We start from the raw sequence: 14,577 nt of genomic DNA on the forward strand, positions 1-14,577 counted from the left end.
ACTACCGCGCGCGGCGCCGCGATCTCCTACGTTGCGGGGTGTGCGGATCGCGACGGCCTGGCAGGCGATGGACCAGCAGCCGCTGCGGTTCCTCGCGACGCCGTGGCCGTGGCGCTCGCTCGGCTACCTCGTCACCGGAGCGGCACTCGGCGCCGTCGTGCTGGGCGCGTTCGCGGTGCCCGGCTCCGGACTGGTACTGGGTGGGCCGGCGCTCGCCGTCGGCACCGGATCGCTGCTGGTCCTGGCCGTCCTGTCGGCAGGACGGCCGCTGGCGGCACTGGAACGACGGCGGCTGCGGCTGGTCGACGACGAGCCGCTGCCCGCGCCGCCCCGCCCGCCCGGGCCGTGGTGGCGGGCCGCCGTCACCTGGCGGGAGGTCGGGTTCGCGCTGCTCGTCGCGACCGGACTGGCCGCGCTGGACGCCTGCGTCCTCGGCTTCTCCCTCGTCCTGCCGGTGCTGCTGGCCCTCTCCCCCGTCGACGACCCGGCGGCGTGGCCGCTGGTGATCGTCGGTGTCCTGCTGCTCCTCGCGGCGCCGTGGACGGTGACCGCCTGGGCCGGTGCGCGGGCCGCGCTGACCCGCACCGTCCTCGGTCCGCGTGGCGCCGAGCTGGGGCCGGGGATCGCCGACGTCGCCACCCGGCGGCTGATCGGCGCGTTCGAGACCGAGCGCGCCCGGATCGAGCGGGACCTGCACGACGGTGCGCAGCAACGGCTCGTCGCGCTCGGGGTGACACTCGGGCTGGCCCGCCTCGACGCCGCCGACGGTTCCCCCGCGGCGGCCCGGTTGGACGACGCCCGCGACCAGCTCGGGCTCGCGCTCGCCGAGCTGCGCGACCTCGTCCGCGGGCTCGACCCGCGGACCCTCGCCGACGACGGGCTGGCCGCCGCCGTGGAGGACCACGCGGCGCGCTGCCCGGTGCCGACCGAGGTCGACCTGCGACCGGCGGGCCTGCTGCCGCCGCGGGTCGCGACGACCGCGTACTTCGTCCTCGTCGAGGCCCTGACCAACACCGCCCGGCACAGCGGGGCCCGGTCGGCGACGGTCACCGGGCGTCGGCACGCCGACCAGCTCGTCCTCGAGGTCCGCGACGACGGCCGCGGCGGCGCCGACCCCGGGAGCGGGTCCGGTCTCACCGGGCTGGCCGAGCGGGTCGCGCTCGCGGGCGGACGGGTGCGGCTCTCCAGTCCTCCCGGCGGCCCGACCCTGCTGCGGGTGGAGCTGCCGTGCGCGTGATCGTCGCCGAGGACGCCGTCCTCATGCGGGAGGGGCTCGTCGCCCTGCTGGAGCGGTTCTCCCACACCGTCGTCGCCGCCGTCGCCGACGCCCCGGCGCTGCTCGGCGCGGTCCGGCGGGACCGGCCGGACCTCGTGCTGACCGACGTCCGGATGCCACCGGACCACACCGACGACGGCCTGCGCGCCGCCGTCGGTCTGCGGACCGCCGATCCCGGCCTGCCGGTGCTGGTGCTGTCCCAGTACGTCGAGCCGGTCGCGGCGGAGGCGCTGCTCGACACCGGCGACGGCGCGGGCGTCGGCTACCTGCTGAAGGACCGGGTCGCCGACGTGACCGGTTTCGCGACCGCCGCCGAGCGGGTGGCCGCCGGCGGGACCGTGCTCGACCCGGAGGTCGTGCAGCGGCTGGTCCGGCGACGGCGGGACCCGGTCGGGCGGCTGTCCCCGCGCGAGCGGGAGGTGCTCGACCTGATGGCGCAGGGCCGGTCGAACGCCGAGATCGCCGCCGCGCTCGTGCTGTCCGACGCGGCGGTGAACAAGCACGTCCGCGCGGTGTTCACCAAGCTCGACCTGCCTGCCGACACCGCCGGGCACCGGCGGGTGCTCGCGGTGCTGGCCCGGCTCCGGTCGGGGTCCTAGAGCGCGCCCTTGGTCGACGGCACCCCGGTGACCCGCGGGTCGGCCTCGGTCGCGGCGCGCAACGCCCGCGCGACGGCCTTGAACTCCGCCTCGGTGATGTGGTGCGGGTCCCGGCCGTCGATCACCCGCACGTGCAGCGCGAGGTGGCCGTGGAAGGCCAGCGACTCGAACACGTGCTTGTTCAGCACGGTCGGGTAGTGCCCGCCGACGACGAAGCCGCGCATCATCTCCGGTTCGCCGGTGCACACCGTGTACGGCCGCCCGGAGACGTCGACGACGGCCTGGGCCAGCGCCTCGTCCATCGGGATCCACGCGTCGCCGAACCGGCGGATCCCGGTCTTGTCGCCGAGCGCCTGCCGGATCGCCTGGCCGAGCACGATCGCGACGTCCTCGACGGTGTGGTGGGCGTCGATCTCGGTGTCGCCGTCGGCGTGGACCGACAGGTCGAACGAGCCGTGCTTGCCGAACGCGTCGAGCATGTGGTCGTAGAACGGCACCTTGGTGTCGATCTCGGTGCGGCCGGTGCCGTCGAGGTCGATCTCGACGGTGATCCGGGTCTCCTTGGTGACGCGCTCGACGCGCCCCACTCGGTTGCTCACAGCAGCTCCTTCGTGGCGAGGTCGGTGGCGGCGGCGAGGAAGGCGTCGTTCTCCTCGGGCGTGCCGAGCGTGACACGCAGCCGCTCGGGGATCCCGCTGTCGCGGATGAGGACGCCCTGCTCCAGGAATCCCTTCCAGGCGCGGCCCGCGTCGGCGAACCGGCCGAAGAGGACGAAGTTGGCGTCGCTGGGCACCACGTCGTAGCCCGCGGCGGCCAGCTCCCCCGACACACGGTCGCGCTCGGCGGCGAGCAGTGCGACCGAGCCGAGGGTGGCGTCGGCGTGCCGCAGCGCGGCCCGCGCCGACGCCTGGGCCAGCACCGACAGGTGGTACGGCAGCCGCACCAGCTGCAAGGCCTCGACGACGGCGGGCGCGGCCGCGAGGTAGCCGAGCCGGCCCCCGGCGAACGCGAACGCCTTGCTCATCGTCCGCGACACCACGAGCTTGTGGCCGTGCGTCGCGAGCAGCGTGGTCGCGCTCGGGCGGCCGGTGGCCTCGGCGAACTCGGCGTAGGCCTCGTCGACGATCACGATCCCGGGCGCCGCGTCGACCAGGCGGGCGAGGTCCTCCGGGGCGATCGACTGCCCGGTCGGGTTGTTCGGGCTGGTGATGAAGGTGACGTCCGGCGCCCGGTCGCGGAGCGCCGCGACGGCGGCCTCGACGTCGACGGTGAAGTCGTCGCGGCGCGGGACACCGACGAACTCGGTCTGCGTGCCCGACGCGAGGATCGGGTGCATCGAGTAGCTCGGCACGAACCCGAGCGCGGTGCGGCCCGGGCCGCCGAAGACCTGCAGCAGCTGCTGCAGGATCTCGTTCGAGCCGTTCGCCGCCCACAGGTTCTCCCGCGTCAGCTCGACACCGGTCTGCCGGGACAGGTAGGTGGCCAGGTCCGCACGGAGCGCGACGTGGTCGCGGTCCGGGTAGCGGTGCAGCTCCCGGGCGGCCTCCTCCACGGCGGCGGCGATGTCGGCCACCAGCTCCGGCGGCGGCGGGTACGGGTTCTCGTTGGTGTTCAGCCGGATCGCGACGTCGAGCTGCGGAGCCCCGTACGGGCTCTTCCCGCGCAGGTCGGCGCGCAGCGGCAGCTCGTCGAGCCGGACGTTCTCACCGGGGGTCACGTCCGGGCCTCCTCGAAGCGGGCGGTCACGGCCTCGCCGTGGGCGGGCAGGTCCTCGGCGTCGGCCAGCGTCACGACCTGCGCCGCGACGTCGCGCAGCGCCTGTTCGGTGTAGTCGACGACGTGCACGCCGCGCAGGAAGGTCGCGGTCGAGAGTCCGCCGGAGTGCCGGGCGCAGCCACCGGTCGGCAGCACGTGGTTGGACCCGGCGCAGTAGTCGCCGAGCGAGACCGGCGACCAGGCCCCGACGAAGATCGCGCCGGCGTTCCGCACCCGGGCGGCGACGGCGGCCGCGTCGGCGGTCTGGATCTCCAGGTGCTCCGCGGCGTAGGCGTCGACGACGGCGACACCGTCGTCGACCGACGACACCAGGATCGCGCCGGACTGCGGGCCGGTCAGCGCCGTGCGGACCCGCTCCGTGTGCTTGGTCGCCCCGACCCGGGTCTCCAGCTCCGCCTCGACCTGCCGGACCAGCTCGTCGGAGTCCGTGACCAGCACCGACGCCGCGTTCGGGTCGTGCTCGGCCTGCGAGACCAGGTCGGCGGCGACGTGCGCGGCGTCGGCGGTGGCGTCGGCGAGGATCGCGATCTCGGTGGTGCCGGCCTCGGCGTCGATCCCGACCAGGCCGCGGAGCATCCGCTTCGCGGCGGTGACGTAGACGTTGCCCGGCCCGGTCACCATGTCGACCGGCTCCAGCTCGGCGCCGTCGGTGTCGGTACCGCCGTGGGCCATCAGCGCCACGGCCTGCGCGCCGCCGACCGCCCACACCTCGTCGACGCCGAGCAGCGCCGCCGCGGCCAGGATCGTCGGGTGCGGCCGGCCGCCGAACTCGGCCTGCGCCGGGGAGGCGACGACCAGCGACTCCACCCCCGCCGCCTGGGCCGGGACCACGTTCATGATCACCGACGACGGGTAGACCGCGAGCCCGCCGGGCGCGTAGAGGCCGACCCGGCGGACGGGGACGAACCGCTCGGTGACGGTGCCGCCCGGGACCACCTGCGTCACGACGTCGGCCCGGCGCTGGTCGGCGTGCACCGTGCGGGCCCGCCCGATCGACGTCTCCAGTGCCTCGCGCACCGCGGGGTCGAGGTCGCGCAGGGCGGCGGCGACCGCCGCGGCCGGCACCCGCACGGTCTCCGGGCGGACCTTGTCGAACCGCTCCGTGGCGTCGAGCGCGGCGGCGGCACCGCGCTCGGCCACGTCCTCCACCAGGGGGCGCACCGCGTCGAGCGCGGCGTCGATGTCCAGCTCGGCGCGCGGCATCATCCCGCGCAGGGTCGCCGGGCGGGGCAGCGGCGCACCGGGCACGTCGGGGCGCAGGTCGAGGCGGCGGAGCATGGTCCCCAGCGTACGGCGGGGGGCCGACACCGACTCAGCCCACCGGCACCAGCCGGAGGTTCTCCGGACCCGACCACGGGGTGCCGACGTCCACACCCTCCGGGTGGTGCCCGGACCGGGAGACCAGCCGGGTCGTCCCGCGGTGGTACGGCGCCGGTTCCAGGAAGAGGTAGTTGGCGTCGAGCAGCACCCGCGTCACCGGACCGGCGGCGGCCCGTCGCTGCTCGATCCGGGCGAGCATCGGGGCCCGTTCGGACAGCGGGTCGTCGATCGCGCAGCGGTCGGCGCAGAAGTAGGCCAGCGCCCCGAGCTCACCGGCCGAGACGACCTTGCCGTGCAGCCCGGCGGCGACGGTCGCGTACTCCGCCGTCGTCGCCCGGTTCGTCGCGATCGGCGCGACCGTCCACGGGGTGCCGTGCCGCAGGTCGAACCCGCCGGAGACCACGACGAGCCCCGCCGCGACCACCCCGAGGACGACGGCGGGCACACCGGTCGCGAGCGCCCCGACCGTCCAGGCCGCCAGCAGGCTCAGCGCGCCGACCGCGGGCCCGTAGTACCAGTGGTACGGCGCGGTGCCGATCACGACGAACGCGTCCGCGTGCACCACGGCACCGAGCCCCAGCACGACCGGCGCGACCGCCCCGGGACGGCGCGCGAGCAGCCAGGACGCCCCGCCGACCAGCCCGGCGGCCGCCGGGAGCAGGGCGAGGACGGTCGCCTCCGGGAAGCGCTCGTGGTAGACGAACAGCCCGTCGGTGAAGGTGATGTGGTGCCTGCCCCAGCTGTCGCCGATCTTCCACAGCACGGTGTCGGGCACGACCGAGCCGAGCACCACCCAGGAGAACGCGTACCAGGGCAGGGACACGGCCACCGCGGCCGCCAGCACCGTGGCGAGCCGGCGTCGCAGCACCGGCACGGCGAGCGCGGCGACGGCCGCGACCACGACGAGGTCCGGCCGGGTCAGCGTCAGCAGCCCGCAGACGACGCCCGCGACCACCACCCGCCCGGTGACGGCCGCGTACGCCAGCCCGGCCAGCAGCGTCACCGCCAGGTAGGTCTCCAGCCCGACGGTCGACAGCAGCAGCGGGTTCACCAGGAGCAGCGCGGCCGGCAGCGCCGCGGTCCAGCGCGGCCACCCGAGATGGTCCCCGGTGCGCTGCGACCACCAGGTGACGGTCGCGGCGAGCCCGGCGAGCACGATCCCGGCGGCGACGACCGCGTCCCGCACGACGACGGTGACCACGGCCTGCAGCAGCACGTTCAGCGGCGAGGTCGCGGTGTGGGAGATCCCGTCGAGGTTCGCACCCCAGTGCCCGTGGAACGCGAGGTTCCGCACGTAGGTGAGCGTGATGTAGGCGTCGTCCACGAGCGCGTCCCGGACGAGCAGGAACACCCCGGCCGCGAGGACGGTCGCACCGGCCGGCAGCGCGGCGGGCAGGAGCCGCGACGGCGCCGGTACGGGCGCCCGGTGCCGCCCCCGGCGCACCTCCGGAGGCCGGGTGGGGGTGAGCACGTCCGGAGTCTGGCACCGAATCGTCGCCGTGGGACGTCGACGCGTCGATGACGTGCGAAAATGGCGGCGACGACCGGGAATGACGCTCCTGTTCGTGTCGAGCCGCCCGGAGCCCGGTCCGGTGTGCGGCCGAGGTCGTTGTCGGTGCCGCGTGGCAGTCTCCGGGCCGTGGACCTCCATGTGGGCGACGACGAGCGCCGGGCCCGGCTCGTGGCCCGGCACCGGCTCGCCCCGCACACCCGCACCGACGACGTCACCGCGATCGCGGACGATCTCGTCGCGCTGCACTCGACGGATCCCGTGACCGTCTACCTGTCGGCCGCGGCGCGGATGGTGACGCCGTCGCTGGCCCCGGTCGACGCCGCGCTGTACGACGACCGTGTCCTGCTCCGCCACCACGCGATGCGCCGCACGCTGTGGGTGTTCGGCCACGAGCACGCCGCGCTGGCCCACCACGGCGCCACGTCCGGGGTCGCCGCGGTGCAGTACCGGAACCTCATGGGCCAGGTCGGCGCGGCGGGGGTCGCCGATCCCGCCGCCTGGTACGCCGACGCCGCCGCCCGGGTCCTGGCGGTGCTGGCGGAGCGGGGGCCGACGACCGCCCGCGAGGTCGGTGCCGCGCTGCCCGACCTGGCCGCGCAGCAGCTCCCGATCCAGGGTGGGAGCCACCCCGCGCACAGCCGGGTGCTGCTGGTCCTCGGGTTCGAGGGCCGGGTGCTGCGGGCCCGCCCGACCGGCACCTGGATCAACGGCCAGTACCGGTGGGCGACGGCGGGGAGCTGGGTCCCGGGCGGGATCGGGCCCGCCCCCGTACCCGACGGCGACGACGGTTCCGGGGGCGCCCGGGCCGCCGCAGCGGGCCTCGCCCGGGCCTACCTGCGCGCGTTCGGCCCGGTGACCCGGGACGACCTGAGGTGGTGGGCCGGCTGGACGGTCGCGACCACGAGGGCCGCGCTCGCCGACACCGGCGCCGTCGAGGTCGGTCTCGACGGCGGGGCCACCGGCTACCTGCTGCCCGACGACCTCGGGCCGGTCGGCGACCCCGGCCCGTCGGTGGCACTGCTCCCCGGCCTCGACCCGACGACGATGGGCTGGAAGGCCCGCGGCCACTACCTGTCCGGGGACGACGCGGCGCTGCTGTTCGACCGCAACGGCAACGGCGGGCCCGCGATCTGGGTGGACGGCCGGATCGCCGGGACCTGGGTGCAGCGCCGGGACGGCACGATCGCGACGAGGCTGTTCCCCGGCGCGCACGACCGGCCCGGCGTCGAGGACGACGTCGCCGCCGCGGCGGAGCGCCACCGGGCGGTGCTCGGCGACGTCCGGTTCTCGGTCCGCTACCCCGCCCCGGTCCAGCCGGAGCTGCTGGCCGGGGCGTGAGCGGTGCGGATCAGCCCAGGTCGAGACCGAGATCGAGGGCGGTGACCGAGTGCGTCAGACCCCCGACGGCGAGGAAGTCGACCCCGGTCACCGCGTAGTCCCGGGCCACCGCGAGGGCGAGGCCCCCGGACGACTCCAGCAGCGCCCGGTGCCCGGTCGCCGAGGCCACCGCGTCGCGCCGGGCGACGGCCTCGGCGGTCTGCGCCACGGTGAAGTTGTCGAGCAGGACGAGCTCCGCCGACAACCCGAGCACCTCGTCGAGCTGGTCGAGGGAGTCGACCTCGACCTCGCAGGGCAGGTCCGGGGCGGCGGTACGGGCCGCGGCCAGCGCGGCCGGGACCGACCCGGCCGCCGCGACGTGGTTGTCCTTGATCAGGATCGCGTCGCCGAGCCCGAGCCGGTGGTTCACCCCGCCGCCGCAGCGCACCGCGTACTTCTCCAGCAGCCGCAGGCCGGGCAGGGTCTTGCGGGTGTCCCGGACCGCGGCGCCGGTGCCGTCGACGGCGTCCGCCCAGGCCCGGGTCGCGGTCGCGATCCCGGACAGGTGGCAGAGCAGGTTGAGGGCGGTGCGCTCGGCCGTCAGCAGGCCACGTACCGGGGCGCGCACCACCAGCGCGGGCGTGCCCGCGGTGAGCCGGTCCCCGTCGGCGGCGGCGTCGAGGACCTCGTACCCGGGGCCGGGAGCCCCGCCCAGCACCTCGTCGAGCACGGCGAGCGCCGCCGGGAGCCCGGCGAGCACCCCGCCGGCCCGCGGGGTGAAGGACGCGAGCGCCACGGCACCGGCGGGCACGGTGGCCGCGGTCGTGGCGTCCGGGCCGTACCGCAGGTCCTCCTCCAGGGCCGTCCGCACGACGCGGAGCAGGTCGTCCCGGTCCGGGACCCCGATCGCGGAGACCCCGCCGACACCGGCGGCGATCCCGGCGCTCACGCCGCACCGGCCAGGGCGTCCGCGACGACGACGGGCCGGCCCGTCGCGTCCAGCCGCACCGGCAGCGACGCCCGCTGGTGGGTGTCGTCGCGGTCCGGGAAGTCGGTGCGGACGTGGCAGCCCCGGCTCTCGCGCCGGGTCCCGGCGGCGGCGAGCACCGCCTGCGCGAGCAGGGTCAGCGCCGCGTCCTCGACACCGGCCCGGTCCACCGGCACGGCCGTCACGGTGCCGGCCTCGACCACGTCGGACGCGGCCGCGAGACCGGTCGCGTCCCGCCCGATCCCGGCGTGGCGGGTCATCGCGCGCTGCACGGTCCCCCGGTCGGCGACGGGCACCGCCGGGGCCGGCTCGACGGTGCGCCCGCCCGGCCGCGCCCCGCCCGACCGCCGGTCGGCGAGCACCGCGCGGACCGCGCGCTCCCCCACGACCAGGCCCTCCAGCAGGGAGTTCGACGCCAGGCGGTTCGCCCCGTGCAGCCCGGTGCGGGCGACCTCGCCGGCCGCGTACAGGCCGGGCACGCCGGTCCGGCCGTCGACGTCGGTGACGATCCCGCCGCAGGCGTAGTGCGCGGCCGGGGTCACCGGGATCGGGTCGGTGCGCGGGTCGATGCCCACGGCGCGGCAGGAGGCGTGCACCGTCGGGAACCGGCGGGCGAACCCGTCGATCCCGGTGGCGTCGAGGTGCACGCGGTCGGTTCCCGTCTCGGCCATCCGCCGGGTGATGGCCGCGGAGACGACGTCGCGCGGGGCGAGATCGGCGAGCGGGTGCACCCCGGCCATGAACGCGATCCCGGCGCGGTCCCGCAGGACCGCCCCCTCGCCGCGGACGGCCTCGGTGACGAGCGGTCGTCGTCCGGCGGAGTCGCTGTCCGGGCCCGCCCAGAGCACCGTCGGGTGGAACTGCACGAACTCCAGGTCCGACGCCGTGGCCCCGGCCCGCAGGGCGAGCGCGACACCGTCGCCGGTGGCCGTCGACGGGTTCGTGGTGGAGGCGAACAGCCCGCCGTATCCGCCGGTGGCGAGCAGCACCGCCCCGGCGGCGATCCGCCCGGCCCGGCCGCGGTCGTCGAGCAGTGCGAGCCCGGCCACCCGCCCGTCCGGGTCGCGGACCGCGTCGACCGCGACGTGCCCGTCCAGCACGGTGATCTGCGCCGACCGGGCCGCGGTGACCAGCGCGCGCTCGATCTCCGCGCCGGTGGCGTCGCCGCCGGCGTGCACCACCCGGAACGCCGAGTGGCCGCCCTCCCGGGTCCGGTCCAGGCGGCCGAGCGAGGTGTGCGCGTCGAACAGGGCGCCCCGCTCGCGCAGCCGTCGCACCGCGCCGGGGCCGCCGCGGACGACGGCGTCGACCGCGGCGAGGTCGTTGAGCCCACCGCCGGCGTCGAGGGTGTCGGCGACGTGCGCGTCGAGCGTGTCGCCCGCGATGTCGCCGAGCACGACCGCGACCCCGCCCTGCGCGAACCGGGTGGAGCCCTCGGCGACGTCGTCCTTGGTGACGACGACGGTGCGCAGCCCGGCCGCGGCCGCGTCGAGCGCGGCGGTCAGGCCCGCCACGCCGGAGCCGACGACGACGAGGTCGGCCCCCGCCTCCCAGGTCACTCCCCGCCCCCCGGGTTCCCGATCTCGATCATGCGCCGGACCGCGGCGCGGCCGCGCGCGGCCAGATCGGGGTCGACGTGCACCTCGTCGGTGCCCTCCCGGACCGACCGGAGCAGCGCCTCGGGGGTGATCATCTTCATGTAGGTGCAGGACGCGCGATCGTTGACCGCCCGGAAGTCGATCTCCGGGGCGGCCCGGCGGAGCTGGTGCAGCATCCCGACCTCGGTCGCGACGAGCACCTCCTTCGCACCGGTGGAGCGCGCCGCCTCGATCATCCCGCCGGTCGAGAGGATCTTGACCTGGTCCTCGGGGACCGCTCCGGTGCCGGCGAGGTAGAGCGCCGACGTCGCGCACCCGCACTCGGGGTGCACGAACAGGTCCGCCTCCGGGTGGGCCTGTGCCTGGTCGGAGAGCTGCTTGCCGTTGATGCCGGCGTGCACGTGGCACTCCCCCGCCCAGACGTGCATGTCCGCCCGGTCGAGCACCCGGCGGACGTGCGCGCCGAGGAACTGGTCGGGCAGGAACAGCACCTCGCGCTCGCGCGGGATCGACGCGACGACCTCGACCGCGTTCGACGAGGTGCAGCAGATGTCGGTCTCGGCCTTCACCGCGGCGGTCGTGTTGACGTAGGACACGACGACGGCGCCGGGGTGCTCGGCCTTCCACTCCCGGAGCTGCTCGGCGGTGATGGAGTCGGCGAGCGAGCAGCCGGCCCGCGCGTCAGGGATCAGGACCGTCTTCTCCGGGGCGAGGATCTTCGCGGTCTCGGCCATGAAGTGGACGCCGCAGAAGACGATCGTCGAGGCGTCCGACCCGGCCGCGATGCGGGACAGCGCGAGCGAGTCCCCCACGTGGTCGGCGACGTCCTGGATCTCGGGCAGCTGGTAGTTGTGCGCGAGCAGGACAGCGTCCCGCCGGCGGGCCAGCGCGCGGACCTCGTCCGCCCAGCCGGGGTCGACCGCGGTCGACCCGGGCGCCGTGAGCGTCGGAACCATCTTCGCCCTCCCGGGCCGTGTCAGGTTTTCGCCTAGTGAGCGGAAACTAGGCGGATCGTAGCACCGGCAGCAGGCCGCCGACACCTCCGTGGTGACCGGGACCTCACCTGAAGGACACCCCGGCGTCATCCGCCGGTGCGGACCGGCAGTCCCCCTAGGCTGGCCGTCGTGACGTCACCGCCGGTCCTGCATGAGGTGCTCGCCGCCGTGCTCGGGATCCGGGAGGGGCGGTTGCGGGTGCTGCTGTGGGAGCGGGCGCTCGCGCCCGACGCCGGACGCTGGGCACTGCCCGGCGGGCGGCTGGCCGCCGACGAGGACGTCGAGACCTCGGTGCGCCGCCAGCTCGCCGAGAAGGTCGACGTCCGCGAGATCGCGCACGTCGAGCAGCTCTCGGTGTTCTCCGACCCGGGCCGTACCCCGGCCCCGCGGACGATCGCGACCGCGTTCCTCGGCCTGGTCCCCTCCGACGCCGACCCGGAGCTGCCCGCCGACACGGCCTGGCACCCGGTCGACGCGCTCCCCCCGACCGCGTTCGACCACGCCGCGATCGTCGACTCGGCGCGGGACCGGCTGCAGGCCAAGCTCTCCTACACGAACCTGGGCTTCGCCCTCGCCCCGGCGGAGTTCACGATCTCGGCGCTGCGCGAGCACTACGTCGCCGCGCTCGGCCACGGGGTGTCGGCGACCAACCTCCAGCGTGTCCTGACCCGGCGGGCCCTGCTCACCCCGACCGGTGAGACGGCCGCGCCCGGGCGGGCCGGTGGCCGTCCGGCGGCGGTGTTCCGGTTCACCGACCGGACGCTGCGGGTGACCGACGCCTTCGCCGTGCTCCGCCCGCCGGCCCACGCGCGGCCGGGCAGCGTGCCCGGCGCCGTACTACCGTGAGCCGGTGTCCGCGACGATCCCGCTGTTCCCGCTGGGAACGGTGCTGATGCCGGGCGCGGCGCTACCGCTGCACATCTTCGAGCCGCGCTACCGGCAGCTCACCGTCGACCTGATCACCGGGACCGTCCCCGACAAGGAGTTCGGTGTCGTCGCCGTGCGCGAGGGGCACTCCGCGGACCGCTCCGGGATGGCCGGGATGCACGCGGTCGGCTGCACCGCCGTCGTGCTCGACGCCCGGCGGCTGCCGGACGGCCGCTACGACGTCGTCACCCGGGGGGCGCGCCGCTTCCGGCTGCTCGACGTCGACGAGGGGTCCCGTCAGTACCTGTGCGGCGAGGTCGAGTTCCTGCCCGACGACGAGCCCGGCGACGACCCGCGGCTGGTGCGGATGCTCGAGAACGCCGCCCGCGCGGCGCACCGCGGCTACTGCGACACCGCGTGGCGGGCCGGCGACTGGTCCGAGCCCGGCGACGACACCCCCACCGCCGAGCTCGCGCACCTGCTCGCCGACGACTGCCTGCTGCCCCTGACCGACCGGCAGGACCTGCTCGAGCAGACCTCCCCGGTGCAGCGGCTGCGGGAGGTCCGGCGGCTGCTGGCCCGGGAGACCGGCCTGCTCGGCCGGCTGCACGCGGTGCCGGCCCCGCAGGGCACCTTCGCCGACGACCACAGCGTCAACTAGCCGAGGGCGAGCGCCGCCCCGGACCAGCGGCGGCGCAGCCACCGGTCGTGCGAGGTGACGACGACGGTGCCGGGCGCCGTCCCGAGCGCCTCCTCCAGCTCGCCCGCCAGCCGCAGCGACACGTGGTTGGTCGGCTCGTCGAGCAGCAGCAGGTCCGGCGCGTCGGCGACGGCGAGGGCGAGCGCCAGCCGCCGTCGCTGCCCGAGGGACAGGGCACCCACCGCCGTGCCGTGCTCACGCGGGTGCAGCAGACCGAGCTCGTTCAGCGGGACCCGCTCGGCGAGGTCCGGGCCGAGCAGCGCGGCCCAGGCGTCGCGGGCGGTGCGGTCGGGCGGTCCGACGTCGGGGTCCTGGGCGAGCAGGCCGACCCGCCGCGCGCGGACGTCCGCGGTGCCCGCGGTCGGCGCGAGATCGCCGTGCAGCACGGCGAGCAGCGTCGACTTCCCCGACCCGTTCGGCCCCGTGACCAGCAGCGTCTCCCCCACCGGCAGATCCAGCAGGTCGAGTCGCAGACGACCGTCGACCCGCAGACCGCGGACCTGCACGGCGAGCCCGTCACCGGCGTCGGTACCGGTGAGCCGGCCGGAGAACCGCAGCGGCCGCGGTGGCTTCGGCAGCGCCTCGCGCTCGGCGACCTCGAGCCGGCGCTGGGCGTCGTTGACGCGCCGCGCCCGGGTGCGCTCGACGTTGGCGCCCTTGAACTTGTCGATGAACTTGTCGTTGTCGCGCGGGCCGCGGCCCGGCGCGATCGCCGAGGTACCCGTGCGCGTCCGGTCCCGCAGCGCCGCGATCTCCTCCTGCTGGGCGGCGAACCGCTCCTCCCAGCGCCGGCGGCTCGCGGCCTGCGCGTCGACGTACTCGGTGAAGGAGCCGCCGAAGCGGCGCCCGCCGTGCCCGTCGGTGCCGAGTGCGCCGGCGTCGAGGTCGAGCAGCTCGGTGCAGACCCGGTCCAGGAAGGCGCGGTCGTGACTGGCCGCGACGACGACGCCGGACAGCTCGACCAGCGAGCGTTCCAGCAGGTCGAGGGCGGCGTCGTCGAGGTGGTTGGTGGGTTCGTCGAGCAGCAGCGCCGCCGGGCGGCGCACCAGGGCGGCGGCCATCGCGAGCCGGGTCCGCTGCCCGCCGGACAGCGTGCCGACCGGCCGGTCCCGGTCGAGCTCGGCGACACCGAGGGTCCCGGCCGTGACCTCGGCGCGGCGGTCGGCGTCCCAGGCGTCGTGCGCGACGGCCCAGGCGAGCACCCGGTCGTAGCTCCCACCGACGTCGGCCCCGTCCGCCATCCCGGCGGCCAGCCGCTCCAGCTCGGCGACGGCGTCGTGCAGCGGGCGCAGCGCGCCGTCGAGCAGGTCGCCGACGGTGCCCTCGGCGGACAGCTCGGGCTCCTGCGGCAGGTACACCAGGTCGGCCGGGGCCGACACGGTCCCGGCGTCGGCGACGTCGACGCCGGCCAGCAGCCGCAGCAGCGTGGACTTCCCGGCGCCGTTCTCGCCGATCAGCCCGACCCGGGTCCCCGGACCGGCGGTGAGGTCGATCCCGTCGAGGACCGGCGGGCGCCCGGCGCGGGCGGCGAAGGAACGGACGACACCGCGCGCGGTGAGGGCCTGGGTATCGGTGAGGGACGGCACGACGACGACTCCGAGGAACCGGAGGGAGACCGCAGGGGCAGG

General features: G+C 76.2%; 13 protein-coding genes. 5 read left to right on the forward strand and 8 right to left on the reverse strand.

Going from position 1 to position 14,577, the window contains the following annotated elements; genetic code table 11:
• Nucleotides 1–40: 40 nt before the first annotated feature.
• Together PP1_RS05820 and PP1_RS05825 are read left to right on the forward strand one after the other, a co-directional pair.
• Entirely contained in the window at nucleotides 41–1,237 is a 1,197-nt protein-coding gene (locus PP1_RS05820) for a sensor histidine kinase (RefSeq protein WP_010230984.1), read from the forward strand.
• Nucleotides 1,228–1,875: a response regulator transcription factor gene (locus tag PP1_RS05825; protein ID WP_010230981.1), complete on the forward strand. Its 648-nt coding sequence runs from the start codon at nucleotides 1,228–1,230 to the stop codon at nucleotides 1,873–1,875. Before PP1_RS05820 ends, PP1_RS05825 begins: the two co-directional genes overlap by 10 nt.
• Here PP1_RS05825 and hisB read toward each other — a convergent pair.
• The 4 genes from hisB to PP1_RS05845 are packed head-to-tail and all read right to left on the reverse strand — an operon-like array spanning nucleotide 1,872 to nucleotide 6,442.
• Nucleotides 1,872–2,474: an imidazoleglycerol-phosphate dehydratase HisB gene (gene hisB, locus PP1_RS05830; protein ID WP_029239581.1), complete on the reverse strand. Its 603-nt coding sequence runs from the start codon at nucleotides 2,472–2,474 to the stop codon at nucleotides 1,872–1,874. The two genes, PP1_RS05825 and hisB, sit on opposite strands and share 4 nt — an antisense overlap.
• Nucleotides 2,471–3,592, reverse strand: coding sequence for a histidinol-phosphate transaminase (locus tag PP1_RS05835; protein WP_010230978.1), 1,122 nt, complete (start codon nucleotides 3,590–3,592; stop codon nucleotides 2,471–2,473). The genes hisB and PP1_RS05835 overlap by 4 nt, the downstream gene beginning before the upstream one ends.
• Nucleotides 3,589–4,929, reverse strand: a complete 1,341-nt coding sequence (gene hisD / locus PP1_RS05840; protein WP_010230975.1) for a histidinol dehydrogenase — start codon at nucleotides 4,927–4,929, stop codon at nucleotides 3,589–3,591. The genes PP1_RS05835 and hisD overlap by 4 nt, the downstream gene beginning before the upstream one ends.
• A gap of 34 nt (nucleotides 4,930–4,963) precedes the next feature.
• Entirely contained in the window at nucleotides 4,964–6,442 is a 1,479-nt protein-coding gene (locus tag PP1_RS05845) for a hypothetical protein (RefSeq protein ID WP_010230973.1), read from the reverse strand.
• A 168-nt stretch (nucleotides 6,443–6,610) separates the two neighbouring features.
• Here PP1_RS05845 and PP1_RS05850 point away from each other — a divergent pair, with 168 nt between their 5' ends.
• Nucleotides 6,611–7,822, forward strand: a complete 1,212-nt coding sequence (locus tag PP1_RS05850) for a winged helix DNA-binding domain-containing protein (RefSeq protein WP_202796385.1) — start codon at nucleotides 6,611–6,613, stop codon at nucleotides 7,820–7,822.
• 10 nt (nucleotides 7,823–7,832) lie between these two features.
• Here PP1_RS05850 and nadC read toward each other — a convergent pair whose 3' ends face one another.
• Genes nadC through nadA form a run of 3 tightly spaced genes read right to left on the reverse strand, consistent with a single transcriptional unit; the run spans nucleotide 7,833 to nucleotide 11,343 of the window.
• Complete coding sequence (gene nadC / locus PP1_RS05855; RefSeq protein ID WP_010230967.1) at nucleotides 7,833–8,750, reverse strand: carboxylating nicotinate-nucleotide diphosphorylase; 918 nt, start codon at nucleotides 8,748–8,750, stop codon at nucleotides 7,833–7,835.
• Nucleotides 8,747–10,348 carry an L-aspartate oxidase gene (locus PP1_RS05860; RefSeq protein ID WP_075314124.1) on the reverse strand — a complete coding sequence of 534 codons (1,602 nt, stop codon included), beginning with the start codon at nucleotides 10,346–10,348 and terminating at the stop codon, nucleotides 8,747–8,749. The genes nadC and PP1_RS05860 overlap by 4 nt, the downstream gene beginning before the upstream one ends.
• Nucleotides 10,345–11,343, reverse strand: a complete 999-nt coding sequence (nadA, locus tag PP1_RS05865; RefSeq protein ID WP_075314123.1) for a quinolinate synthase NadA — start codon at nucleotides 11,341–11,343, stop codon at nucleotides 10,345–10,347. The genes PP1_RS05860 and nadA overlap by 4 nt, the downstream gene beginning before the upstream one ends.
• Before the next feature lie 168 nt (nucleotides 11,344–11,511).
• Between nadA and PP1_RS05870 the strand changes: the two genes are divergently transcribed.
• Together PP1_RS05870 and PP1_RS05875 are read left to right on the forward strand one after the other, a co-directional pair.
• Entirely contained in the window at nucleotides 11,512–12,228 is a 717-nt protein-coding gene (locus PP1_RS05870) for an NUDIX hydrolase (RefSeq protein WP_010227674.1), read from the forward strand.
• A gap of 4 nt (nucleotides 12,229–12,232) precedes the next feature.
• Nucleotides 12,233–12,910, forward strand: a complete 678-nt coding sequence (locus tag PP1_RS05875; protein ID WP_010227672.1) for an LON peptidase substrate-binding domain-containing protein — start codon at nucleotides 12,233–12,235, stop codon at nucleotides 12,908–12,910.
• Here the strand turns inward: PP1_RS05875 and PP1_RS05880 are convergent.
• Nucleotides 12,907–14,535 (reverse strand): ABC-F family ATP-binding cassette domain-containing protein, encoded by a 1,629-nt coding sequence (locus PP1_RS05880; RefSeq protein ID WP_010227671.1) that lies wholly within the window; start codon nucleotides 14,533–14,535, stop codon nucleotides 12,907–12,909. The two genes, PP1_RS05875 and PP1_RS05880, sit on opposite strands and share 4 nt — an antisense overlap.
• Nucleotides 14,536–14,577: the final 42 nt, after the last annotated feature.

This window comes from Pseudonocardia sp. P1, from assembly GCF_000178675.2.
GTDB lineage: Bacteria > Actinomycetota > Actinomycetes > Mycobacteriales > Pseudonocardiaceae > Pseudonocardia.